The 25,650-nt window shown below is 50.8% G+C and carries 23 protein-coding genes; 9 read left to right on the top strand and 14 right to left on the bottom strand.

The genetic code is table 11. The features are described from left to right. The first annotated feature begins 79 nt into the window (after positions 1 to 79). The 3 genes from JW878_05490 (at position 80) to JW878_05480 (ending at position 3,705) form a co-directional block, all read left to right on the top strand. Positions 80 to 973 (top strand): NAD-binding protein, encoded by an 894-nt coding sequence (locus JW878_05490; protein ID MBN1762514.1) that lies wholly within the window; start codon positions 80 to 82, stop codon positions 971 to 973. 185 nt (positions 974 to 1,158) lie between these two features. Beyond that, positions 1,159 to 2,445, top strand: coding sequence for a hypothetical protein (locus tag JW878_05485; GenBank protein MBN1762513.1), 1,287 nt, complete (start codon positions 1,159 to 1,161; stop codon positions 2,443 to 2,445). A gap of 279 nt (positions 2,446 to 2,724) precedes the next feature. Further along, positions 2,725 to 3,705 carry a hypothetical protein gene (locus tag JW878_05480; protein MBN1762512.1) on the top strand — a complete coding sequence of 327 codons (981 nt, stop codon included), beginning with the start codon at positions 2,725 to 2,727 and terminating at the stop codon, positions 3,703 to 3,705. A gap of 59 nt (positions 3,706 to 3,764) precedes the next feature. Here the strand turns inward: JW878_05480 and JW878_05475 are convergent, their stop codons facing one another. From JW878_05475 to JW878_05430, 10 genes are all read right to left on the bottom strand, one after another. Further along, a complete protein-coding gene (locus JW878_05475; GenBank protein ID MBN1762511.1) occupies positions 3,765 to 5,957 on the bottom strand; it encodes a hypothetical protein in 2,193 nt (730 codons plus the stop codon). Between the two features lie 76 nt (positions 5,958 to 6,033). After that, positions 6,034 to 7,155 (bottom strand): Coenzyme F420 hydrogenase/dehydrogenase, beta subunit C-terminal domain, encoded by a 1,122-nt coding sequence (locus JW878_05470; protein MBN1762510.1) that lies wholly within the window; start codon positions 7,153 to 7,155, stop codon positions 6,034 to 6,036. Position 7,156: 1 nt separating this feature from the next. Then, positions 7,157 to 8,110 carry a pyruvate synthase subunit beta gene (locus tag JW878_05465; protein ID MBN1762509.1) on the bottom strand — a complete coding sequence of 318 codons (954 nt, stop codon included), beginning with the start codon at positions 8,108 to 8,110 and terminating at the stop codon, positions 7,157 to 7,159. Next, positions 8,110 to 9,297, bottom strand: coding sequence for a pyruvate ferredoxin oxidoreductase (porA, locus tag JW878_05460; protein MBN1762508.1), 1,188 nt, complete (start codon positions 9,295 to 9,297; stop codon positions 8,110 to 8,112). Before porA ends, JW878_05465 begins: the two co-directional genes overlap by 1 nt. Positions 9,298 to 9,370: 73 nt before the next feature. Then, positions 9,371 to 9,661, bottom strand: a complete 291-nt coding sequence (locus tag JW878_05455) for a 4Fe-4S binding protein (protein ID MBN1762507.1) — start codon at positions 9,659 to 9,661, stop codon at positions 9,371 to 9,373. Between the two features lie 79 nt (positions 9,662 to 9,740). Further along, positions 9,741 to 10,286 carry a 2-oxoacid:acceptor oxidoreductase family protein gene (locus JW878_05450; GenBank protein MBN1762506.1) on the bottom strand — a complete coding sequence of 182 codons (546 nt, stop codon included), beginning with the start codon at positions 10,284 to 10,286 and terminating at the stop codon, positions 9,741 to 9,743. 53 nt (positions 10,287 to 10,339) lie between these two features. Then, complete coding sequence (locus JW878_05445; protein MBN1762505.1) at positions 10,340 to 11,500, bottom strand: aminotransferase class I/II-fold pyridoxal phosphate-dependent enzyme; 1,161 nt, start codon at positions 11,498 to 11,500, stop codon at positions 10,340 to 10,342. A gap of 132 nt (positions 11,501 to 11,632) precedes the next feature. After that, positions 11,633 to 12,154, bottom strand: coding sequence for an Lrp/AsnC family transcriptional regulator (locus JW878_05440; GenBank protein ID MBN1762504.1), 522 nt, complete (start codon positions 12,152 to 12,154; stop codon positions 11,633 to 11,635). A 34-nt stretch (positions 12,155 to 12,188) separates the two neighbouring features. Next, complete coding sequence (locus tag JW878_05435) at positions 12,189 to 13,694, bottom strand: serine--tRNA ligase (GenBank protein MBN1762503.1); 1,506 nt, start codon at positions 13,692 to 13,694, stop codon at positions 12,189 to 12,191. Positions 13,695 to 13,707: 13 nt separating this feature from the next. Further along, entirely contained in the window at positions 13,708 to 13,953 is a 246-nt protein-coding gene (locus JW878_05430) for a hypothetical protein (protein ID MBN1762502.1), read from the bottom strand. Between the two features lie 56 nt (positions 13,954 to 14,009). Between JW878_05430 and JW878_05425 the strand changes: the two genes are divergently transcribed. The 5 genes from JW878_05425 to JW878_05405 all read left to right on the top strand — a co-directional run bounded on the left by JW878_05425 (position 14,010) and on the right by JW878_05405 (position 21,177). Further along, the gene (locus JW878_05425) at positions 14,010 to 16,355 is read left to right on the top strand and encodes a hypothetical protein (protein ID MBN1762501.1); all 2,346 of its coding nucleotides are present in this window, start codon (positions 14,010 to 14,012) and stop codon (positions 16,353 to 16,355) included. Beyond that, a complete protein-coding gene (locus tag JW878_05420; GenBank protein ID MBN1762500.1) occupies positions 16,355 to 17,185 on the top strand; it encodes a restriction endonuclease in 831 nt (276 codons plus the stop codon). The genes JW878_05425 and JW878_05420 overlap by 1 nt, the downstream gene beginning before the upstream one ends. A gap of 16 nt (positions 17,186 to 17,201) precedes the next feature. After that, positions 17,202 to 17,984 (top strand): hypothetical protein, encoded by a 783-nt coding sequence (locus JW878_05415; protein ID MBN1762499.1) that lies wholly within the window; start codon positions 17,202 to 17,204, stop codon positions 17,982 to 17,984. Positions 17,985 to 18,134: 150 nt separating this feature from the next. Next, the gene (locus JW878_05410; GenBank protein MBN1762498.1) at positions 18,135 to 19,781 is read left to right on the top strand and encodes a phosphomannomutase/phosphoglucomutase; all 1,647 of its coding nucleotides are present in this window, start codon (positions 18,135 to 18,137) and stop codon (positions 19,779 to 19,781) included. 394 nt (positions 19,782 to 20,175) lie between these two features. Then, positions 20,176 to 21,177: a hypothetical protein gene (locus tag JW878_05405; GenBank protein MBN1762497.1), complete on the top strand. Its 1,002-nt coding sequence runs from the start codon at positions 20,176 to 20,178 to the stop codon at positions 21,175 to 21,177. Between the two features lie 171 nt (positions 21,178 to 21,348). Here the strand turns inward: JW878_05405 and JW878_05400 are convergent, their stop codons facing one another. From JW878_05400 to JW878_05385, 4 genes are all read right to left on the bottom strand, one after another. Next, the gene (locus tag JW878_05400; protein MBN1762496.1) at positions 21,349 to 21,732 is read right to left on the bottom strand and encodes a hypothetical protein; all 384 of its coding nucleotides are present in this window, start codon (positions 21,730 to 21,732) and stop codon (positions 21,349 to 21,351) included. A 474-nt stretch (positions 21,733 to 22,206) separates the two neighbouring features. Then, positions 22,207 to 22,371, bottom strand: a complete 165-nt coding sequence (locus JW878_05395) for a hypothetical protein (GenBank protein ID MBN1762495.1) — start codon at positions 22,369 to 22,371, stop codon at positions 22,207 to 22,209. Between the two features lie 41 nt (positions 22,372 to 22,412). Continuing rightward, the gene (locus tag JW878_05390) at positions 22,413 to 22,562 is read right to left on the bottom strand and encodes a hypothetical protein (protein MBN1762494.1); all 150 of its coding nucleotides are present in this window, start codon (positions 22,560 to 22,562) and stop codon (positions 22,413 to 22,415) included. Between the two features lie 229 nt (positions 22,563 to 22,791). After that, positions 22,792 to 23,325 (bottom strand): hypothetical protein, encoded by a 534-nt coding sequence (locus JW878_05385; protein MBN1762493.1) that lies wholly within the window; start codon positions 23,323 to 23,325, stop codon positions 22,792 to 22,794. A gap of 121 nt (positions 23,326 to 23,446) precedes the next feature. On the opposite strand from JW878_05385, the gene JW878_05380 reads away from it, so the two are divergent. Continuing rightward, positions 23,447 to 25,393, top strand: coding sequence for a transporter substrate-binding domain-containing protein (locus JW878_05380; protein ID MBN1762492.1), 1,947 nt, complete (start codon positions 23,447 to 23,449; stop codon positions 25,391 to 25,393). Positions 25,394 to 25,650: the final 257 nt, after the last annotated feature.

The following is a 25,650-nucleotide window of genomic DNA, read 5'->3' as shown; positions in this document are numbered from 1 at the left end:
GTTACTCTGGCTGATAAGAAGATTACGGGCTTTACACTTGGAAAAATACGAGGACAAGCTTTTTCTACTCTCGTTACTCATGGCTGTGCTCGTATTCGGCTCCTTCGCATTCTACTATTTTGAAAGAGGCAGTGCGGGAGTAACCGGAATATGGGATGCCGTTTATTGGGTTATCGTGACCATTACAACCGTGGGATACGGGGATTATACACCCAAAACGATAGGTGGTCGCGTTACCTTTGTGCTGGTTGCGCTGGGGGGTATAGGCACCATCGCGTATGTATTCGAGCAACTCGTATCTTTTTCTACTAAAACGCAATTAAAAAGATTATTCGGATCGGGATCGCTGAAGATGAAGAGCCATACGATAATTGTGGGATGGAACGCGAAAGCAGAAGAGGCGATAAAAGAGCTTGAAACTGATAATGAAGCGTTTTTAGTGGTAGGTAGCGATCTGGATCAAACGGCGTTGAACGCTCAGGGGATATCTCATGTCAGCGGCGACCCGACAAAGAGTGAGACGCTGGAACGATGTAGTATTAAAGATGCAAAGACACTGATGATAATGCTGGATAACGATTCTGAGACGATAATGACCGCGCTCTCAGCTCGTAGACGGAATCCTGCTATCGAGATCGTTGCAACCTGCGAGGCGCAAGAACATAAGGAAATGATGCAAGGAGCGGGAATCAACCATATAATATCCTACGCGGAGATAAGTGGGCGATTGCTTGCTCATGCGGTTACCGAGCCCGTAGTTGCAGAGTTCATTGTGCAAGCAACGTCAGCGGTCGAAGGATTTAACGTGAATCAGATAAAAGTAGATAAAAAAATGCCGTTATCAGACATCTCACTGAATGAAAATGAAAAGGTAATCGCGGTGTATAAAAACGGTGAGTTTATTTTTGTTTTTTCGCCTGATGCTGAGCTGGAAGAAGGAGACTATTTGCTGGTAATAGCGTCCCCGCACTAAAAGGTCCCTCTCTCACATTGTGAGATCTCCTATCTTTATATAAGGTTTTCCTTTACTTCAGGTGCGCACAGGGCCTGCTCTGCTCGTTAGCCATTGAGAAAGTACCGACCAAGGGGAAGGAAGTGAGAAGTGCCCCTAAACAAGAAGCGAAAACAATTTATACTAGGTAGTTCAAAGAGTATGCCATGAAGCGCTGGTTACTAGTGGTAGTGGCTCTGTTGCTGCTTTCCATAGCGGTTGCTGCTGCTCAGCCTGCCGATGATACGGATCTCACCCAGGAGCAAGCGGCTGTACTGGAGAAGTACCAAGCAGAGCTTGAAAGCGGATTAATCATCATGGAGGGAAATCCGTTCTCACAACATCTGCCAAACCCCCTCATTGTGATTGGTTCACACCTTGACGCCGTTGAGAAGAAGTACTATCCCACCATACTGGCTGAATACCCGGGAGTACCCCAAATTCAGGATACTGACACAGCCTATAATGGCAAGTCCATTTACGACTATAATTTGATTTTAATCGGTGGTCCAACGCACAACCGGATCAGCACGGAACTTTACGAACAAGGCGTCTATGATTTTGAGCGGAAAACCAGCCGGCCTAAGATTGTCATACTAGGCATCCAAAATGCAACCTCTGCCGGCGCAGCAGTACTGTGCGGAACCATCTATGGTTTCAAGTTTGTCCCGGACAAGACGGTACCAATGATGGAAGTAATACCGCCGGAAGCTGTTCCAGTTGCCGCTGCAACAACCGGTATCGCGCTTGCGGGCCTCGGTACAAAACTCCTCGCTTTTCTCAGAAAGTTCACCCAAACGGCCGTCGAGGAAATCGGCGAGGAAGTGCTCCTCGAGAAGGCCAGCTACAAACAAATCCCTCGTGGCCTCAATAAGATTGCTTTGCTCGGGTTGAGTCGGATTGAATTCATGCATATAATCGCCTCTTTTGTGCTCTTTGGCGCTTTTATGGCCTGGGCCGTGAGCCCCGCATCGCTCTTTTTAGAGAATCTCCCGGCATACCTGATCGGTGCTGGGCTGGTGTTGATCGTTCATGAGTTCATGCACAACTTTACCTCGCACCGCTTTGGAGTGGAGTCCGAGTTTAGAACTTCCGCGGTCGGTATGATTGCCGTGGCAATAACTTCCGTTCTCTTTGGAACCGTGTTTGCAGTTCCCGGTAAGACTATTCTCTATGGCGAGCCAACACAGGACCAGCGCGGGAAAATAGCCCTTTCAGGCCCGGTATTAAGCTTTATCATGGTGCTGCTCTTCTGGCTGCTTGCTGATTACGGGGGCTTCTTGGGTTCTATAGGTCTGGCAGGTTTTAACGTCGCGTTTATCATGGCAGTCTATGAGATGCTGCCAATAACGCCGATGGACGGCAAAGAGGTAAAGAGCTGGAAGCGCTGGGTTTGGGCCTTATTTTTCTTCCCCGTGTTCGCGCTGTACGCTTGGATGTTCCTGTTCGTGTAACGGAACTTTATTTCAGCCCTGCTACTCGGTAGATCACCCATGAATCGTTATTTAATTTGGTCGGTAGCAATGATGTGTGTCGAATTTACAGATGCATGTGGAAAGAAGGCCTTACTGAGTCCGTAGATGACTGAATTAAATCGTGATAACTCAGGATAACTAGCTAAGAATGATAGTGTCAGGTTTTTCACTGGGAAAGTTGAAGGTATGTCTGCAGGAGATGGTTTTTGGCTACCTATAAAGCACCATCGAAAGTGTTAGTTACCGAGAAGAAGCGTAATGAAAGCCTTAGCGTTATTATCCGGCGGATTGGATTCGATATTAGCAACGAAGTTGGTCCTAGATCAAGGTATAGAGGTTATCGCCGTGACGTTTATCCTGCCGGTCGTTGCCGAGAAGGGGGATTATGCGGGTAAGACGGCAGAACGGTTCGGCATTCCGCAGATACGAGTAGAAGTCGGCGACGACTATCTTGAGGTTATACGAAACCCGAAGTACGGCTACGGCTCGGGCATGAACCCCTGCATCGATTGCCGGATCTATATGCTGCGTGAAGCGAAACGGATAGCGAAGGAAATCGGCGCGAAATTCGTCGTTACCGGTGATGTACTCGGTGAGCGACCAATGAGCCAGTATCGAAAGGCATTAATGCTTGAAGAAGAAGAGTCCAGATTAGAGGGGCTGATCGTGAGACCGCTTTCCGCAAAGCTCCTATCGGAGACGATTCCGGAGCGTGAAGGCTGGATAGATCGGAGCGCACTTTTGGCCATAAGCGGGAAGAGCCGAAAGCCGCAGATTGCGCTCGCCCACGAATTTGGTTTGGAGAATGCGTATCCCTCGCCATCAGGCGGGTGTCTCTTGACCCACAAGGAATTCGCATCGAAGGTCAAGGATTTGTTCGAGCATGAAGAGCACGTAACGACGAGAGAGATCGAGTTCCTACGAATAGGCAGGCATTTCCGAGTGGCTTCCTCAAAAATCGTTGTGGGACGAAACGAAGCGGAAAATGAGCTCCTGTTAGAGCTGAAGAATCCCGAAGATTATGCGTTTGAGGTCCCAGGTTATGGGAGTCCGATAACGATTTTGGAACAGACCAACGAGAAGGAGACGATCGAACTCGCGGCACGGCTGACGGCACGATATTCAGATGTAGCGAGCGGTGAAGAGGTACTGGTGGAATACTGGAATGAAGCGGCGAAACAGAGGATAGTCGCAGCACCGCTGGATGACCGTGAGGTTGAACATTTACGGATACAATAGAAACGGAAATGAAGAGCGCGCTCCGCTTTAGTTTTTAGTTTGCGCCGTCCTGTTCTGTTCTATTCTAATCGCATCGCGAGTATCCAGTTACTGTGCTCATTTCCGTTGACATCAACAAATGAGTCCCAGGCGATTGTTCCGCCGGTCACTGGCTTGCTGGCTGCATGTATGATCTGGGGGTACGAGCCTGTGGTTATTTCATAGTTGTACGTCTTTCCTGTTTTGAGCGTGAAGGGAGCGCTGAAGGTTATGTTATGCCAATCGCCACTGTAACCGGCCCATGAAGCGTTCTCGTCCACGCCATTTCCCCAAATGTGGACAGACTCGGTATGCCCGCCGGTACCCACGCAGGGATAGGTGTACATACGGGAGACATTAATATCATATATCGGTGTGATTGTACCTGTGTGCGTTCCCGATATGCTCGGATACGTGCCCGTGCCGGTGTCGAACTCGTCGTCTTCTGGTGGGCTAACCGACAAATGCACAGGAATCATCACGGGATTTTCGTCAGGGTCATTATTCGTGATGGTGATATTTGCATAGTACTCATCAACAGGAAGACCCGTTGTATCTATCGTAACGGTTATGTTATCGTATTCACCGGGAGGAACAGAACCTGATTTTGGGTTCTCATCCAGCCACGAGTCGTTATCTGTTATACTATAGGTGAGCGTTTCATTGCCATCGTTGCCAATCTCCAGAATATCGTTCCACGTATCGCTCTGATTCAATGACACATCGAAGCTGATTGGCTCGACAGAGATATCCGGGACTCCCCCTACTATTCTGGCACGGAGACAGGCGTTCCAGTCGTAAATTGCCAGATCTTCCCAAGAATCGCTAGCCGTATGCCTTACAAAGCTCACACCGGATTGTATGGGGGGGCTAACATCGCCAAAATATTTTGATTCAACGGGTATGGGATAACCATAGCCCAGCGTGATCATCTTGACGCCTATTGTAAATTGCTGATCAGCATCGAGTGAAACTGGCGCGCTCAGTGGTATAGAGTAATAACCCAACTCTTGGCAGCCACCAGTCTGGCGGGCAAGCTCACTTCCAAAATAACCATCCCAAACGCGGATCTCATACCGGGCATTGCTGCTCGTCGTCCAGAAGTCAACGTGGGTCAAATTCCCGGATTGGGCTGCAGTAAAGACACTTGCCATCCAGGCACTGCTGTCAATGTACCCCACAGAATCAGTGAAGCCTGCCTCATCCCAGTAAAGCAGTTCTTCATGCTGGTCGTAATCTCTATACGTTAGATAGGCTACTTCAGTGACACAACTTGAGTCGTATGCAAGGTAGAAGAAGCCATTATTTCCCCAACCGGTCCCCCAACTGTTTTTGGCAATCCAGGCTCCTGTGCCCGTATGGTCTGGGTCGGGATGCGGGACGTCATCATCCCAGCCAACGATTGATACCATGTGATTTGCATCTACCTCACAGGGATAGAAGTCATAAATAGTTCCCCACGGTCCAACCGAATATACTCCGCCTGAGTTGTAATAGAACGCCATTGTAACCGGGCCCTGATTATAGATCGCATTTTTTATCAGATCGATTTGTGACCCGTCATTCGTTACCAGTCTGTACCCATCAGCATTCTTAATCGGAGGGCACTCATCACACACACAGGATCCATCACAGCGCAAACCTGAAGTGTCGTAGGGATTGCATGATTCCAAAACAGCACCTTTCTTGATAAAAACCTCGCTGGCAAGCCAACCCCAGCCACCTGCAAGGCAGGGATCTGTCACGCCTTTATACAGATAAGTCCAAGAACGGTCAACGCACAAGGCTACGCTCTGCTCTGAAAAATCAAATGCTTCGCTTTCGCCTATGAGTACTGCCGATTCCAGTACTGAAGTAGGTCCGAAAATCCAACAGGTTCCGCAGGGGTTCTGGTTCTTGACCGGGGTCACTTTGCCATAATCTCTCCAGTCAAAGCTGCTGGGAAGCGACAAAGCAGATACCTCAGACTTGTCGACGGGACGCTCAGACAGGTGGCTTAAATCCACAGGAGGAGGGATATAACCGTAAAACTCATCGGGGGTGGTCTCGACATAATTCGTAGAGTTAGGGCTTAGAGGAGCCAACTGGAGTATTTTAGTATCTTCTACGCTTCCCTCATCGCGGTTATCGTCGGTCACTGCCGAAAATCGAGTGCCAACGGATAACGGTAATACACTTACAGCTATGCAGAGAATCAGTATTGTCGTTACCGATATCGCTATTGGTTTGCCCATTTTTTCATCTCGTCGCTTTTATTACGCAACAAGTCTGCATTACTTACTGAAGGCGTTCCGATTTACGTGCGATTATTCACGCGCTCCGCTTCATGCCGTTCTCTTTCTTCCGCTTCGCCAGTTTCGTTAACGATCCCACCCCTTTCTCGTCCAACTCTTTTAGTTCGATATAGTCCTTCTCAGCCGCGGCTTTAACGAGTTCCTCTCCTTGCGCCGTGCGAGCGAAGACCGTTGACCAACCGTCTTCCGAGCCAACCGAGCCGACGGAGATATCCGCGAGTTCCGCGGTATAATCCATGCAAACCAGGCAGCCCTCGCCGATGTAGCGCTCTATATCCTCTAACGGGATACTGAATGTCTCCTCTTCGGTGATTAACAGCTCTTTACCCTTTATGTTGAACTTGTTCACGCCTTCCAACGAGCCGCTGGCGCACTTCCGCGCCACGAACGCCAGCAGTGCCTCTGTAAAATTCTCCATGCAGAAGAGGCCGATTGACAATTTCACCTTATTTACGCCCACATCATAGGGCTGTTCCGCCGTTTGCACTTTTCTCAGTCCCTGCATTTGGCAGGGTAGCCCGACGAACCCTATTTTCTCGCAGCCGGCTTTTATCGCGTCTCGTACACCGGTTACGCCCGGATGAAGTGTGTATTTCGTGCCTGCACCAGCCTTCAAGTCCTCGTGCGTGCGTGCTAACTTCGTCATCGGCCGCCATTGCTCGTCAGCGGTCGTAATCACGCTGCAATCGATGATACCTTCGTCGAGCGCATACGCAAGAAGAGAAGTGACCACACCACCATCTTGTCCTTCATTCAGTGTATCAGCCTTCGTCGCGCGAGCCGAGAAACCGCTGCGATAAACGCCAAGAACCTCGCCGTCATCTCCTGCAGCACGTGTCTCGCCGAATAATCGCCACTCGATTTCGGCCAGTGGTAGGAACGTCCGTGGGCAGAACGTATAACACAGCCCGCATACCGTATCGTAGTCCTCAACGAACCGCGGCTCCTTCTTGCCCGTCTCGTCACCGGTTATCGCAATTTTATCACAAAACGCTGCGCACGTGCCGCAGAGGCAGCAGATTCGCTTCGCTGTTACGTCATTCGTCAGGTTGCCAAAGCCGCATTCTAAAAACGTGGGTAGCCGCACATAGTCCTGTATTTTCGCGCTCGCTTCGCCGGGATTCGCTTCTCGTGCCATTTTATTTCACCCCCGCCTTCTCTCGCAGTTCTTCATACTCCTTCGTCACTCTCGCCTGTATCTCCTCGACGATCTCATCGGTAAGGTGCCGGAACCGTCTCTGGTGCTTCATATAACCCTTCACGGGCTTCAATTGCGGTACATCGACGGTTACGCGGTACTCGCCGTTGACCACTTCGTAAAGCGGGAATATGCCGGTCTCCACCGCCAGACGGCCGATTTCTATCGTTTGATCCGGTGACGATCGCCAGCCTGTCGGGCAGACGGACAATACATGGATATACGCGGGGCCTTTCATTTCCAAACCCTTCTTCACCTTATCCAGCAAGTCAAAGGGATACGAGGGGCACGCCGTCGCCACGTACGGTATTTTATGCGCAACCGCGATCTCAGGCATGTTCTTCTTCCAGGTCACCTGTCCGATGCTCTGCTTGCCCACCGGCGCGGTCGTTGTCCACGCACCGTACGGTGTAGACGAAGACCGCTGAATGCCCGTGTTCATGTACGCCTCGTTGTCAAAGCAGCAATAAAGGAAGTCATGCCCGCGCTCCATCGCGCCTGAGAGCGCTTGTAAGCCGATATCGGTAGTGGCACCGTCGCCACCGAACCCCACGAATTTAACGCCTCGATCAGGGATTTTTCCCTTTCGTATCCGCGCTTTATATGCGGATTCAACGCCGGACATTACCGCGCCCACATTCTCGAATAGCGTGTGAATCCAGGGCACCGTCCATGAGGTTAGCGGCAACAGTGATGAGAAGATCTCCAGGCAGCCCGTAGCGTTAATAATGATGACATTGTCCCCGAGGGCTTTGCACACATGTCGAGCCGCGAGCGCCTCTCCGCAACCGATACAGGCACGATGCCCCGGAGCGAAGATCTCTTCCGTTGTGATCAATCGCGGCGCAAACAAAGCCTCTTCTCGCTCCATCTCTGCTCTTCCTCCTTCTATCATTATTCTCTCACCCCTATCATTCTGGCTGCGATATCCTCGCCTCGTTCTACGGCATTCGCTCGCTCTGGAGCGTGCGTTAACATGTATTTGAAATCTTCTATCGGGATGTCCCGGCCACCGATTCCTGCAATGAACTCCACGATCTTCAGATTAGTTCGCATATCGTACAGTGCTGATTTCACCTCCGAAGTCACGGGACCGCCCATGCCGAATGATATGGCACGATCCATCACCACGAGAAGTTCGAGATCCTTTACCGCCTCTCGCAACTCCGCGAACGGGAACGGCCGCCACAAACGTAACCGTATAAGGCCGACATCCTTCCCTTCTGCTCGCAGCTCGTCCACGGCCAGCATTGCGGTCTCACTACTGCTTCCCATTGTCAGCAGCGCGGAACTCGCATCTCCCATCCTGTACGTCTCAACCGGCGCGTACGACCTGCCGAAGGTCTCTCCGAACTCCTTCCATGTCTCCAGTATCGTGGACTTCGCGTTCTCGAAATCCACTTCCTGCGCCTTCTTCGCCTCGGGATAGATAAAAGGCGGTGCGTAACAGCCCATGCTCACCGGGTTCTCGGGATCTAACGCAAACGGATATGCGAAGTCCGGGATAAAATTCACTACCGCTTCGTCCTCCGGCAGCACCATGTCCTCGATCACGTGCGAGAGATAAAAGCCGTCAATGTGCACCATTGTAGGAAACAAGACGTCCTTATCCTCTGCGATCTTAAAAGCGCAGACCGTGAGGTCGAATGCTTGCTGATTATTCTCCGCGAACATTTGGATCCAACCTATGTCCCGAAGGGCCATGGCGTCCGAATGATCACACCACACCGAAAGAGGTGCGGATAATGCTCTGTTCGCTGCCACCGCGACTACCGGGAGCCGCATAGATGCTGGTATGTACAGAACCTCATGCATTAATTCTAGACCCTGGCCTGCAGAGCAGGTAAAAACCCGTGCGCCCGCCGCCGAAGCACCCACACAAGCGCTCATCGCGGAATGCTCCGATTCCACACAGATGAATTCCGCATTCAACTCGCCATCGGCGATCATCTCCGCCAGGCGCTCTACAATGTGTGTCTGTGGTGTAATTGGATATGCCGAGATGACATCGGCGTTTGCCATCCGCACCGCTTCCGCAACAGCAAAGGAACCTTCCAAACCTACTCGTTTTCCTTCTGGCATTTTATATCAGATAGATCCTCCCATTTTCTTTTGATTTGATCTGATTCGGATTCGTAGGCGTTACGCAACTCGCCTATTCCTCCTCTTCCTCAATCATCGTTATGACTCCGCGCGGGCATTCATGTGCGCAAATACCGCATCCCTTGCAATAATACAATTCGGTCGCGAAGAATCCGTCCTCGTCCTCGTTTATGCATCCTTCCGGGCAGTACAGATAACACGCCCCGCACTTCATGCATTTCGTATTGTCACGAATCGGCCGCTCTGACCGCCACTCGCCCGTTTTTGTCGACGATGCACTGCCGGGCTCGGTAACCACACAGCCGAGTTTTAAATCTTTCCACCCTTTTTGTTTACCACTCATTTTTTCTCCATCCATCTCTAACACCGCATCTTCAATCTGAATGAATACCTACGCTCGCGTTGTGTTGCTCACCTCACCTCTAACGTACCACCGTCTCCTCGTACGCTCTCTTCATCGCTTCGATGTTCTTCGCGGCAATTTTTCCGAATCGCTCGTTCAGCGGCTCCTCCAGGGATTCCAGCCCGACTATTTCCGTCGCCTTTATCAGCGCGCCAAGCATGGTCGTATTGACGATAGGTAGTCCTAAAACCTCCTTCGCGATACTCATTGCATCCACCGTCGCCAGGCGTCCCGCATTGATTCCCGCTTTCATCTCGTCATGCGATTTCTTCGTATTGATCACCGCCGTTCCGTCCTTCTTAAGCCGCGAAACGACATCGCCCACTTGAAGCAACCCCGGGTCAAGCACGACTAACACGTCTGGTTCTGCGATCTCCGTCCTTATTTTTACCCGCTCCGCTTCATCCACACGTAAAAAGGCGAGCACCGGTGCGCCCCGTCGCTCAGGCCCAAAAGCAGGCATTGACTGTGCATGCTTACCCTCTCGGATAGCTGCATGCGCGACCACCTCTGCTAGGGTGACTCCTCCTTGCCCTCCTCTTCCGTATATACATATCTCTATCATTTCAATCCAACCAACCCTTCTCCGGAAAGGATGCTTATTCGTGCAGTATTCTATTACCTGATCCCGCCCACGAATCGTTCTATCCTCTCCAAAGCCTCCTTTAGTTCGTACTGCGATACTGCGTAAGCACACCTCACGAACCCTTCGCCACACGCACCAAATACGCTTCCGGGTATGACGACCACTTTCTCCTCAAAGAGCAGTCGCTTTGCGAACTCTTCCGAGGTGAGCCCGGTGCGTTCAATAGAAGGGAAGGTATAAAATGCACCCTTGGGCTCGAAACAGCTCAAGCCAAGGGTATTCAGCCCGTCCACCATCACTCGCCGCCTTCTGTTGTATTCGCTTACCATCTGCTCCACCTCGTCCTCGCAACGCAACGCTTCGATCGCCGCCATCTGCGCGGTAATTGGTGCACACATCATTATATATTGATGGATCTTCATCATCGCTTCGATGATCTCTTTATTACCTGCCGCGTAGCCCAATCGCCAGCCGGTCATGGCGTAAGCCTTCGAGAAGCCATTCAGCAGTATCGTTCGCTCTTTCATCCCATTGAGTGACGCGAAGCACGTGTGCGTACCTTCGTAAGTCAACTTGTCGTAGACCTCGTCGGATATAACGAGCAAATCGTGCTCAGTCACCACATCGGCTATCTCTTCCAGCTCTTTCCTGCTCAAGGTTGCGCCGGTGGGATTGTTTGGATAACTCAGGATAATCGCCTTCGTGCGATCCGTTATCTTCTCCTCGATTTGTTCCGCTCGCACCTTGAATTCGTCCTCAACGCTGGTAGGTACGCATACGGTAGTCCCGCCAGCGAATGCCGTACACGGCTTGTAACTCACATAGGAAGGCTCGTGCAGTATCACCTCGTCGTCGGGATTGATAAGAGCGCGAAGTGCCAGATCAGCCGCTTCACTCACGCCCGTGGTTATCAGCAGCTCGCCTTCGGGCTCGTAATGCACTCCGGTCTCTTTATGAATCGAATCAGAAAGTGCCTCGCGTAATTCGAGCAGCCCCCAATTAGACGTATACGAGGTGTATCCTTTCTCCAAAGAGAATATGCACGCTTCCCGTATGCGCCAGGGCGTTACGAAATCAGGCTCGCCGACACCCAACGAAATCGCCCCTTCCATCTGCTGTGCGATATCGAAGAACTCCCGTATACCCGATCCCTTCATTTGCCTTACCCGCTCGGCAACGCTATCAGACCTCATGCCCATGTTCCTCGTAGCTCCTCTAGTCTTCGTAAGAATAAAAAGTGTTTCGTTATTGCACGGTTTGGATTTTGCGTTTTTACATTACAATTACGGTTATGATTATGGTTACAGTTACAATTACACGTACAATTACAGCGTCACGGCCAATCGTTTACTCTGCTCCTCATCGCCGTATATCTCGCCGTTCTCCTTGTATGTCTTGAGTAAGAAATGGGTCAGCGTGTTACGAACTTGTTCCAGCGGTGCTATCTTCTCCGCAACGAAATACGCGACTTCTTGCATCGTCTTCCCCGTCACCAGTACCAAAAGATCGTACTCGCCGGAGACAAGCCGCACCGATTTGACTTCAGGGAACCGGGCAATCCGTTTCGCAACAGAATCATAGCCCGTATCACGTTCGGGAGTGACATGAACGTCTATTAGCGCTTGCACGATCTCTACTCCAGCTTTTTCGTAGTTTATCACCGCTTTATATCTCCTGATGATCCCTCTGCGTTCCAGATCCGCGATGCTCTCCTTCACTTCAGTCGCGGTCATGCCAGTCATCCGTGCGATCTCCGCATCACTCTGCCGTGCGTTCCCTTCCAATATCCGCAGTATTTCCTTCTCGTTCTTTTTCACTTTCACTTTCTCTCCGCCCTTCTTATCCATCCAAATCACCTCTTACTTACTGTAGGTACAAGGTTTAAAGGAAGCTAAATACCTCAGGCAGCTCGCCAACGACCGCTTTGAACTTCTCAGGCCAGTTCTCGGCGTCCAGCCCTTTCTGCGCGAGGAAAACCGCAGCCCAACGCTCCAAGCCCACGCCTGAGCAGCCCGACCACAATTCCTCACCGCTCTGTAGCTTCACGCTAAAGCCTTTCGGATATTTGTCACCGTTCACGCTCACATTCTGAAATTCCAGCCATTTGTCGCTGTACGGCAGGACCGCTTCGTAGTCCACGGTTCCGACCTCTTTCAATTCAGCCAGGCCGGCTTTGCCCTCCTGCGCCATGAACCACGGGGTTACCCAGGCCTCACGCCACTCGATGTCAAGGATATCATTAAATATGTGGCGATACATCTCCCGCAACTCCTTTGAGTGCGCGATCGTCTGCTGCTTATCCCCGATCCATACGATCTCCACGCGATGAAACTCATCGAGCCGCTCGATACCGTGAAGGCCGCCGCTCTCATAGCGGTACGAGGTCCCGGAGCGATCGAAGACCTTGATCGGCAGCGTTTCGTTCGACAGGATTTTACCCTGGAGGAAGACCCAAAAAGGCGGGCATTGCGCGTAGCACATCCCGCCAACGTTCTCTATCTTGCCCATGATCATATCGACGGGGACTTCGTTCGTCACCTTGAAATAGTCCATCACGTCCTCCCAGTATTCGGGATCGCGCGTCTTTGGCGTGCAAACGTAGTACGCTTCCGGGTAGATCCCCTTCGCGTGGCCCGACCGTTTCCAGACGTCCCAGGCAACGAATTTTGGGAAGATCATTTCTTTATAGCTCAACGGCATTAAAATCTCGTCAAGCAGTATCTTCTCAAACGCCCGGAAGATCTTGGTCAACTGCGGCCCGTAGATGTACTGACCTCTGCCCGCGGCATGCTGTATCCAACCCCGCTGCAGCATCTCTTCCGTGGGGTCTTTATCGAAATGGAATGGCTTCTTATCACTCTCGAAGAGCAATTCCCAGTGCTCAGATTTACCCTTCCATCGAGCCGCGTCTCTCTTATCCTCTACTAAGCGTATGAGTCGATCCGGGATTCTTTTATCTAATGCGGATTCGTCAACATCGAGTAAGAGCTCCAAACGCTCTTTTTCTTGCCTTATTTCTTTGACAAACGGTAATTTATGTATCTTTAGTTCTCCTTCCACTTTCCATTCCAGCGCAATCTTATATTTCTCGACCTCAATACCGCGTATTCCTATACGGTGCTTCCCTAACAGTTTACCAAGCTCTTTCTTCACTCGAAGCAGCGCGTCATGTGCCCGTACAAAACGGTCAGAGACTATTTTAAGCTCTATTTGATCCTCGGCAACGTTCCATTTTACAATCTCCGCGCCGCATCCTGGTGGCGCACCTCGTCTTAATAAGTCCGTGTTACAAGAAGTGACGAACTTTTCTATCTCCGACGGGTCCACCACTCCGCTGAGACTTCCGCTGCATTTCAGAGCGGCTTTCAACTCGAATTCCATATCCATTGGCTTTTCTTCTTCACTCTCGTTCGTCATCTTCATCCACCGCCAATTTTACGATATCCTCTGCCACCTTGGCATTCATCAAATAATCGTCCACGCTCGCTATAACCGACCCGATCTTCTCGGATTCGAAGCAGGTGACTGCGTTTTTCTCCGTTACAACCGTCTTCATCGTATCCGTATTATCGTGCATCAGAGGAATCGCTGCTAACTCGGCATTTTCGCCGCTTATCGTAATTTTCGCTTTTATCTTCATTTTCATTCAGTAGGGGCTACATTTAAATGTGATTGCCATGTATAAAAAATTGGCGGGAATAAATGTTCGATTATATTGTGGTGGTTGTTACTAACGATTCAGACGCCCGGAAATTGGCGTGCACGCCGTTCAGAAAGGACGTACTCCGCGATTCTATCTTCGTGCTGGTTTACGAGAGTGCCTGGCATGGTCGTGCGGGTAATGGACTTGGCACGCTCTTCGCGATCGAGAACGCGAGTAAGGCGATAGGGCAGGACCTGGTGGATGAGGTGAAGCGCGGTAAAAGCGTGCTTATCGTGCATACCGCGGGCGAAGGCACCAGAAACCTGCTCACGAGGACGGTGAAGAACAAGGCGCTCATTGAAGTGCCCAAGCTCACGCTCCTGGAGGGCGTGATAAAGCAGTTTCAGGATTACGCGATACCGTCGCGTATTCTGGTCACGTGGGGCGATCAGTTCCTGCTATTCGATGATCGCGCGGAGGATATACGGGCCTGTGCGGAGAGGACGCACGTTATGCTCTTCGGCTTGAAGACCGAGCTTACCGAGGAGATTGCGAGTACCTATGGGATCCAGATAGTCCGGTCTGCGGATGCGGACGTGGATGCGGACGCAGGTGCGGAGGAGGATGACGGGTGCGAGTTGCTCGATTTCGAGGACACACGGAACTACGACGTGGCGAAGCTGCTGGTAGAGAAGTGGGGCGGCGAGGTGATGGTGAATATGGGCATGTTCGCGCTGAGCGGCGTTGCGGCGGAAAGCATGCTCGATGCGTTTAGTGATGCGCTCGCTGCACGGGAGGGCATGTTCAATTCAGACGAGCTGTGGCAGACCTGGATTTCGCCCGAGTACGAGGCTAGCGATTGGCTCCGCGAGCGTGCGGAAAGGATACGGGGCGAACTCACACGTGCAGAGCCTCGCGCACTGATAAAGAGCTATCCGTTAAGCGAGAGGACGATCTGGGAGGATTTTGGGACGAACAAGAATTATTACAAGAGTATGATGAAGCTTCTGGGAGATGACGAAGTCGGGCGGAGAATGCGCGATTTTTTAGGTGTTGAGGTCAGCGCAGTTAAAGATGGCTGTGACGTTTCCGGTTCGATCTATGAGCATGTGGAGTTTGAAGAGGGGTCGGTAAATGAGAGCGTAGTCGTGCATTCGAGGGCGACCTACGCAGAACTCGAACAATCCTGCGTCTTCAACTCGACGCTGAACCGTGTGAGAGGTAAGCGATGCGTTATTTACAATGTGGTTGACGAGGGGGAACTCGACGTGGAGGACTGCGTGGTGGCGGACGTGTTCCATCCGCGAAAAGGCAAAATACGGCTTACGATACGGATAGGCGCGGAGAAAGGAGCGAAGGATAGGTGGTGGCACACGTGCCTGCCCGAGAATGAATTTTCGCTTTGTGACGTAGCGGAACTGCTGAAGGGCGTTTCGGACGATGAGAAGGAGACGACGAAGAAGCGATTTGAGTGCGTGGCGAAGACGCGGATTTCCGGCGACGAAGCATTAAGACCCTTTGTTGAACGTCCTTTTACGATAAAGCCGTTCGTGGAGCCGAAGCCGTGGGGCTACGAGCTGTGGTGTGCATCGCCACGGAATTATGCTGAGCTGGAGCAGGAGCTGGAGCACGACCTGACCCTTGATGACCTGACGTTGCTGTTCCCTGAACAGCTTTTCGGATCAGGCGCTCCCTCGAGCGATACATTTCCACTGATTATAAAGATAATCCGGGCGGATGAGAACCTCTCCGTGCAGGTACATCCAGACGATACGTATGCGAGCTTGATGGGTGATGCATTCGGTAAAGAGGAGGCCTGGCATGTCCTTGAGGCGGCACGAGCTGCGCGTATTTATCTTGGCTTTAAGAGTGAACGGCCACTTTCTTACTTGCATACGTTTGATGCACAGGTCGGTGATACTTACCATATCCCTGCTGGTGTCATTCATGCATTAGGGGCTGGTACGAGGATCTATGAGATTAGTACAGCTTCTGAAAGAACCTTCAGGCTCTACGATTATGGTCGGGGTAGGAAATTGCATTTGAAGGATGCGATGACTGTGTTGAAATTGGATGAGGAAGCACGCGGCAGGGACTTAAAGAAAGAGCCTGAACTTCTGCGTACAGAGGCCGGATTCGAGGATTATCAGCTTTTGCGGGGCGATAATTTTGAATTGAGGCGGTTTAAGGTGCATGGTGACATGAACGTCGATACGGGAGCAAGACTCTGTGTGGTCACCGGTATGCAGGGGCTGGTTACGCTTAAAACGAAGGTGAACGAGGTAGAATTGAGGCCATTGGAGACGGTGGTGGTGCCGGCGTGTGTGGATGGATTTACGTTGAATGGAGAAGGGGAAGTAATATGCGCTCGTTTTATTAATGTCGAAGGTTATGGTGATAAATGATGACGACAGATAAAGACGACTTTAGAGAGAGGTTCTTAGAGTATCTAAATCAATATCTTTCCGATATCCAGGATTCTGAAGGTAATTGGACGGTAAAAGGCTTTGTTGACATTTTTAAGAATGTCTATACGATCTCTCTGGATACAAAAGTGATTTCAAAGGTTTTAGAGATCATGCTATTCCCAAAAATCCAGCAGTTCGCGAGAGAGAATAATTTTGACCTCATTTTAAGCAGGGAGCAGAACTTTTACCCCGACCTCAGTTTTATTGACAAGAATAACGGCGATAAGGTAGCCTTGGATATAAAGAGCACCTATCGAACCTCAGAAACCACAGTTTCGGGATTCACACTTGGGGCATTCACGGGCTATTTTCGGAATAGAACCGGTAGAAAGAATATTACGTTCCCCTACAAGGAGTACAAGAAGCATTATGTGCTTGGAGTTATCTACACAAAGCAGGATGAACGCATAGATGAATATAAGATCTGCTACTCTATTGAAGATCTTGGAAAAATTCTGCCTGTGATGAAGGATATTGAATTTATCCTGCAGGAGAAGTATAAAATTGCTACTGATCGACCTTGGTATGACAACAGCAGAGACATCGGCTCGACGACAAATATAGAGGAACTAAGAGAAGGAAGGGGTATTTTTTCAAATTGCGGTGCGGATGTATTTGATGATTATTGGATGTACTATTTGACAGCGGATATGACACAACGGCTTGAACTACCGCGGCCACCCTATCGAGACATAGGAGCGTATTTTGGATATAAACCCGGAATATATCAAAGAATTGTGGAAAATTTAAAACTTCGAGATAATTAATACGGGAACCGTTACGATGGAAAAAGTCAAAAGGATAGGAATAGAAACCTCATCATTGATGCCACTCGTAGTGGTTTCCCCGTTTTCAAATTCAGTTTATAATCGAATATGGTTGGAAAATAGGGTAAATAAATGCGAATTTTTTACCACATCGGACTGTGTAGATGAGGCCATAGATGTAATGTTGAAATATATTCAATATCCTCTTAAAAAAATTGAACAGATGAGAGATGAATCACAACCACACGAGATAACCCCGCTATTTGTTCAAGCACTCAAGCACATTGCAGAAACCAGGTATAACGCTAAGTGGATCTTCTTTTTAACTGACGTTGCTGCTAAAATAGACCAAGATTGTAGCCGAACCGAATTTTGTAATAAACTAATAAAAGCAATGAATGAAAAATTTGATAATTATAGACGCATGTTGACACCTGAAGAGGGTATCTTGACAATAGATATCTCAAAGATACTCCCTTATTGGGGCTATCATAAAATTGACGGTAGTTTCTTGAAAGAAAAGAAGAGTGTAAATATACTTGTGAATGAAACCTTATCACAAGAAGAATATGAAGAGCAATACGAAATCTGGATTGATAGTTTCACTTCTGCATTGAAAAAGGATCTAACATTAAATTCCAAAAGAGATATGTACCATTATCATGTACTCCACTTATTAAACTGTGATGAGATATGGGTTGGAAACGAAAATTTCCACGAACATCTATGTCCATGTCCGTCATGCAAAGGCAGTTCTAATCTAGTCGGAAGAGACCTTGTTCGTTTGAAAAAATGTTGAAGAAAGTACCATTGTTGGGAGGGATATGAATAATTGGATACTTCATGAAAATGAAAAAACTATAGTGGTTACAAGTATGTGCTCAGTAATAGCAATTCTGAGGAATGTTTGTTAGTGGGATTGGATGAGAAGTAAGGTTTAAAACACGGGATGATAATAGACAGAACTGCCTATCGGGCGAATGATATTAGGGGCTTGGCCGCATCGCAGCTTACCGACGATTTTTGCCGGTTAACCGGTTTGGCTTACGTTGAATTGCTGCGAAAGTATCGCGGTAAGGACCCGCAGGAGCTGCGAGTCGTGGTGGGAAAGGACGTGCGGAACAGCGGCCCGCGTGTAAAGGCCGCTTTTATCGAGGTTCTTCTGAGCAAAGGCGTCCATGTCATTGACATTGCACCTGCAGAGAAGGTTAGCTCGACGCCCTTGATGTATTTCGCGACCTGGCTCTTCAATGCGGACGGCGGCGTGGAAGTGACCGCGAGCCACCTGGAGAAGGAATGGAACGGCTTCAAGTTCACCCTTGGCTCGGAAAGCGCTGCGGAGCATCACGTACGCGAGATGCTGGAAACCGTTCTGAAGTCTGGGGAAGCGTTTGAAAAGGGCAAGCTCAGCTTCGAAAGATCAGAAAAAGGCGAGCTTGAGGAGGTGGATGTGCTGCCGGATTATCACGCGATGATCACGGCGAACATTATTTTACGAGACCGCTGGGAAGCGCTAGCGTTGCAATCACTTTCCGGAAACCTCACGTTAAAGGGTGCACTTGTCACCGCGCGGCAAGAACTTGACCGTTTACCACCGACTAAAAGAAAGCCGTTGGCAGGCTTGAAAATCGCGTACGACGCGGGCAACGGAACGACCGGTGTGATCGCCCCGCCCCTCTTCAGGGATTTGGGTGCCGAGGTCTTTGAGCTTTACAGCGAGCCGGACGGTAATTTCCCGCACCATCTGCCCGATCCCACGATACCGCGGTTCCTAGAAGATCTGCATGCCGAGGTTGTCCGCAAAGGTGTGCACATCGGGCTTTCTTCAGACTGCGACGGCGACCGGGCGGGTGCAGTCTCGCCGAGCGGCAGTATGATCATCGGCGAGCAGATCCTCGCACTGCTCTGCAAGCACATTTTGAAAGAGCATCCGCGCGGCGCAATCGTGTACGATACCAAATGCTCCGACGCGATACGTGAGATAATAACAGAGAATGGGGGTATACCGGTCGAGTGTAAGACCGGTTTTTCGTTTATCAAAACGAAGATGCATGAGATGGGTGCCGTAGCAGGCGGAGAGATGTCGGGCCATGTGTATTTCGCAAAGAACAACCGTGCAGACGACGCGGTATTTGCGTTCTCGGAGCTGTTACTGTTGACTGCTGAGGAGTTGCGTTCTGGGAAATCAGCGGAAGTGGTTGACGAGCTGCTTGCGGACTTTGTGAGACGGTACGTGAACACGCCGGAGATACGGATTCCTGTGGTGAACGATGAGGAGAAGGAGCGAGTGAGTGATGCCGTGGAGACTTATTACCGCGAGCTTGCTGCTGCTCATCCTGAGCTGTACAAACGACGGGTTGACGAACAGGGGAACGACATCGACGGGGTTAAGATCGATTTTGTGGATGAAAGGGGCTGGGCGCTTATACGCCGGTCAAATACATCGCCCGTAATCATAGTGAGGATGGAGGCGCGCACTTCAAATGGTCTGAAGAGGATAGAGGAGCAGGTGCTGCAGAAGTTTAAGGAGTTCGAGACGGTGGATCTCAACGCGGACGAGTACGTTAAGGGGATAATGCAGCGACTCGCGAGATAAAATTATCTCTATGTAGGAGGTAATACTGACTGAGAATACCCAAACTCACGTTCGATTATCCTTCTAAATGTTAAAAAACACGAAAACTTCGCTTATCCGTAAATCTGGGCGATACCGATGTTTGGTCATGCTTCGCTGCCTTCTAAATGCTGAAAAAATAGCTGCTCATCCCGAGTATACTACGATTTACGGGTTCTTGAAGGAAGGATTCGCCAAACCGATTCTGAGCAAATACAGGGTAAATGCAAGACTGCCCAGAGCACACTCTTGTATCTGGCGAGAGATACAGAGTACTGGACGGCGAAATTGAGTAGAGATCTTCAACGCCCAGCAAGTTGACTGACCGCCCGTTGCCAGCGAAAACTTTAACTTTCGAAAGCGCAAATAGTTGAGCATGAGGTTCTTGAGGTCCGCACTCTGGTGTGGTATCTCTTTGCTCTGCATTATGCTGCTGACGGTTGCGCAGGCGCACGTGCCTATCACGACGGGCGATAACGAGGCGATCGAGACCGCTACGCACATTCACGACCCGCTCAAATCCTGGGCGGTCTACGCTGAACTCCACGACGGCGGTATGGCCAACTATTTTGAGTTCGAGATGGAGCAGGGCCAGCGGCTGCGGCTTTCACTCTTCACACCCCGTGAAAGCGCCTTTACACCCGGGCTGGTGGTTATGGGGCCCGGCATCGAACCGCAGGGTACCGTACCCGCATTTGTTACCGTGCCTGCGGGGTTGGATGCGCGAGTGGTAGAAGGACAGCGTCCCGATCGGGGGAGTTACGAGCCCTTCACACCGTCGGCGCTCTATGAGCTCGCCGATGTTGATACCGCAGTCACCGCAGCGGGCACGTATTACGTTGCCGTTTATGAGCCGACAAACAGTGGGCGGTATGGGCTGGCGATCGGCTACCGTGAGGATTTCTCGTTGGTGGAATGGATACGCGTGCCTCTGGATGTGCTCGGTGTGCACCGCTGGGAAGGGCAGTCCCTGGCCGTTATCCTGGCACCCCTGCTTGCTCTCGTTATCATTGGATTCGCGCTCCTCTTCTGGCCGCGACGCACAGTGAGCCCACCTGGCTGGCTCGGGTGCCTTGCTGGGCTGCTTTATATAGGAAGCGGTGGCATCACGCTCACGCAGATGGGCATCGCTCTGAACCAAACCTCCGTGACCGCTGCGGTCGTCGTTACTCTTATCTTCGCCTTGCTGCCTATCATCGTCGGTATTTCACTCCTGCGGCTCGCCCTGCGCCTACGTGCTCCCGTAGCGGCAAAAGAGAGGGTCGTTATAGCAGTCCTCGGCATCATCGGCCTCTTCATCTGGGCGGGGCTTGTGATCGGCCCGATCCTGGCCCTCCTTACCAGTATTCTACCCGGCGGGAGCACGAAGGATCAGTAGTCCCAAGGTTAAAGCACCGCCTCTATCCACGCCTTTAACGCCTCTATAACGATCGGATCGTCATTCCACGACGCGCCCATATTGAACATCGTCACGTTTTCATGTGCGAGGCTGGTAGCGCTTACAATTACGCGAAGAATTGTGACTACGCATTTTTCAAAAAAAGCGGAACTACTCGTTCAGCCGTGCAAGGACTATGCCTGCGCAGATTGCCTGGACCAATATGCTTACGCTCCATGAAACGGCCATTACCAGCGAGATTTGGAAGCTGCTGTAGGTGATTACCATGCCTGAAATGGTAAGAAGCCAGTAGAAGAACCCGAAATGCATGCCTCTTCTTCCTGTAGGACCTTGAATTAAAACTTTGGTCTTGTTCCAGATTAGAGCGAGTACAATTCCAAGGATGAATGGAGCCGCGAAGTAGAGCGACATGAGAGGATCAGACCATGGCCGAAATAACGCTACATTACTGTACTCTACAGCTACCGATGGGAATACCATATTGAGCAGCCAGCCAAAAGCCATGCCAACAGCAAGCATAAACGCTCCAGCCACAATCCCGGGCACAACAACTTTTTTCATCTTGGACCTGTTATTAACATTCTACCCTTTTATATTTTTAGGTATATCCCCTATCCCGTTAGAGATTAAGAACCCTCTTCAATTCGCAGAAGGATTTTATTCGAGTTTACCATAAGGACCTTTCCAGTTAATAGTTCTCTCTAAAAATTTTGTATAGCCATTCTTTCGAATAAATTCGATTGATTGCTTATATTTCTTGTATTTATAGCCGTTTTTGCTATGAAACTCTTGCATTATGCTACACGATGAATATTCAGGGCAATCGGCACAGGTTTCATATCCCCCCTCCTTGAAGCAGCATACCTTGATCTTACATTTAGCCTTGTTGAGGTCTCTTTCACCGTTTTCATAGCCCAATTTACAACCACGACACGTTTTGTCAAGTAAGGCAAGGCACGTCTTACAATATGCACCACAACACCCGATTTCTCGTATCGACATCGGTTCTTATTTCTCTTTTCCCTTATATGAGGGCACACCCATAAAGAACAGAGATACCACAATACATAGCGCCCCCGCTATCGTCGCATATGTCCCGGAGAACTCACTGCCCAGCAACAGCCCTAATCCTACACCGCCGGTGATTCCGATTAGTAAACCCTTTTCGTCCATTTGCTTTCCCCTTCCTTCTTTTTCTCTTTGCTTCCTTCCAGTTAGCCGTAGTTACCCCGACTGAATCCTAAGACGGCACCGCAGTACGGGCAGGAGTACATGATCTCCTGTTTGAGGAACCCTTTACCGACCACTTCTCTTTTAACGTCTTTTAATGAGAGCTGCTGTTTACAATACGGACATACAGGCATGATCGATCACCCTCTTTTTTTTCTTCCACTTATCTATCGCGATTCACCAGGCCAATTAGCATATCAGGTATATGAGTCCCAGACCGGCATCCCCAGAATCCAGGGTTGCCCGTCGTGATCATTAAGACAACTCCTGGTGTTTAAAAACTAAACACTTGTTACCATTCCTCGCCACGCTACGTTTAGCCACGCTACAATCAATCCGAGCAAGATCTGAATGAAGAATCATTCAGTTCTGTACCTTCAGATACTCGTCACGGATGATCTCGTAGACGACGTTATCATCTTTCTGGTCCAGGGCGAGGTAATCCGATCGTGAGAGGCGTTTCTGCTGCAGGTGCTCCGTCAGCGTTAGGGGTGAATCGGCAGTTACCTCCTTGGGCCGGCCCTCGAAGACGTGGTTCAGCACAAAGACTTTCTTGATATGGCTGTCCTGGAAGAGGAGAGCCACGAGGTCGTCCGGGATCAAGGCCCAGTGTGCCATGAGAATGAGGCCGTCGGAACCGCCAAGTCGCTTCTTGAAGTACTCGTGAATGAGCAGGCACAGGTTGCAGACGTTGTTGTACTCGGACGCGTTTAGCGGATCGAACATCTCCGAAAGCCCCCGGCAGATCTCGCAGGTGCAGCAGACGTGGCAATCGGCGTGGCCCGTAGCCCGCCAGAAGCCGTCCTTTACCCCTGCGTTCAATGATGCTTTGAACTTCTCCTTCCACTGGTCCTGGGCGAAGATGGTGATGCAGTGGTGCTCGGTAATGTATGCCATCAGCCTTTACAAAGGGATGCTTCGTATTTATTCTATCTTGATTCGTTTCTCCCCGACTAGGCGTTTTGACCGTCTGGTTATTTTTAACCACACCCCCTCTTTCAGAACGTGAAGCTGGAGCATGGCGAAGAAGAAGCTCGTCATTAGCATCATCGGCGTGGTGGTTGTGCTCGGCCTTGTCATTTCTACTCTATTCTTGGTCAGGGTCCCGGGGCCGGAAGACCTCACCTTTATGACCGAGACGTATCCGCCCTTCAATTACCATGAGGGGGGTCAGCTTCAGGGTATCTCGGTCGAACTCCTGGAAGCGATGACGGAGAGTATGGGTATGCAGGTTTCCGATGAGCAGCTACAGCTTCTGCCGTGGAGTGAGGGGTACCAAACCGCACTCACGCAGAAGAACACCGTTCTCTTCTCCACGGTCCGGCTGCCGGAACGCGAAGCGTCGTTCACGTGGGTTGGGCCCATTTACACAGAAGAGAAGGTCCTCTTCGCCATGCGCGACCGTGAGATCACTATTACCGAGCCCAGTGATCTGAAAGCCCATAACTATACGATCGGCGTGATTACCGATGATGCCGCAATTGGTGAACTGCTTGCGCTCGGCGTAGCACGTGAGCAGCTCGTCGCGGATGAGGATCCCGGTGTGATCATCCAGAAACTGGAGAACGGTGAACTCGATCTCTGGTGCTATGGCGAAGCGGCAGGCAATTACCTGACCGCGGAGCAGACCGGTAAGTACGGGTTTTTCAAGGCGGTCTACACGCTCCAAAAGTATGATCTCTATTACGCATTCAATAAGGATACACCCGATACTGTGGTGGAATCCTTTCAGCAGGCGCTGGATACGGTGAAGGCGCAGCAGCGGGATGCAGAAGGCCTGAGCACTTATGAGATAATCATGGCTCGTTATCTCCCGTCCATCGGCCTGCGGTACTATACCTACCTCACGGAGGAGTTCCCGCCACTGAACTACGAGGCGGCGGAAGGAGGTCAACTGCAGGGTGTTGCCGTGGATCTGCTCGAAGCGGTCTTCACGAGGCTGGATACGGGACTCACACGCGAGGACGTTCGACTCATGACCTGGCCGGAGGCCTATCAGGCGGTGCTCACCCGGAACCGAACGGTGGTCTTCTCGATGGCACGGCTCGACGAGCGCGCAGAGCTCTTCAAGTGGGCCGGCCCGTTTGTGAGCGGCGATAACGTGCTCTTTGCACTGAAGGACAGGAATATCACGATAACGAGCCCGGAGGATCTGCAGAAGTACCGGATCGGCGTAATTACGAATACCAGCTCGATACCCATCCTGCTCGGGCTTGGTGTCGAGCACGACCAGCTTGTGCTCGGAGAGACCGCCGCGGTTTTTATTGACGCGCTCGAGCAGGGCGAGATCGATCTCTGGGCAACGGGCAAGCTCTCGGGTAACTATCTCATCCATGAGCACGCGACGCGACCTGAGGAGTTCGAGAGCGTGTATGTCATTCACACGAACGAGTATTACTATGCGTTCAGCCGTGATACGCCCGACTCGCTCGTTGCCGCGTTCCAGCAGGCGCTGGAAGCTATCCCAGAGGAGAAGGACGCGCAGGGGATCAGTGAATACGAGCGAATTCTGTACAAGTATATCGGCGTCGAGTGCGCCCGGCAGCCGATCAGTGACGAGGCGGTTATCCGGCTGGTCAACCTCACCGCCGTTGCGATCGCTTCAGATGCACCCGGTACCTTCCAGAAGATCTCCGCAGGCGAGCACCCTTACAAGGACGGGACCAACCCCGCGCTCTATGTCTTCGTCTACGATACCAATGTCACCATGGTCGCTCATGCGGCTAATATCCGGCTCGTCGGCGAAAACTACCGTGGTAAGACCGACGTCTCAGGCAAGCCATTCCGGGACGAGATCGTGGCTGGCGCGCTGGCAAACGGCACTGGCTGGGTCGATTACATCTATATCAATCCTGCGGAAACAGACCTCTATTACAAGAAGACCTACTATCAACTGGTGAGGGGTAGTGATGCGCGTGAGTACGTGGTGTGCGGCGGCACGTACAAGACATGCAGCGAGGAGTGAAAACCGCTTTTCACGCACGCACTCCGACAGAGCTAAAGTTCTTTACTTTGCTTTGTTTTGGCCCGGCGCATGATGGGTGTCTGCGGGTATGGCCGGTCTGCGCAAATATGGGGGTGTTGCGAGTTCGTAAGAATATCTTTAACTATACCCGTCCACATAGATACAGAGTAGTGATGCAAAAATGCCTGGAGAAGACAACGTGATATATATCGGAAATAAGTCTGTGATGAGTTATGTCCTGGCGGTAGTGACGCAGT

This window comes from Methanomicrobia archaeon, assembly GCA_016930255.1.
In the GTDB taxonomy this organism is placed as follows: domain Archaea; phylum Halobacteriota; class Syntropharchaeia; order Alkanophagales; family Methanospirareceae; genus JACGMN01.
This window is presented reverse-complemented; position numbering and strand designations above follow the sequence as displayed.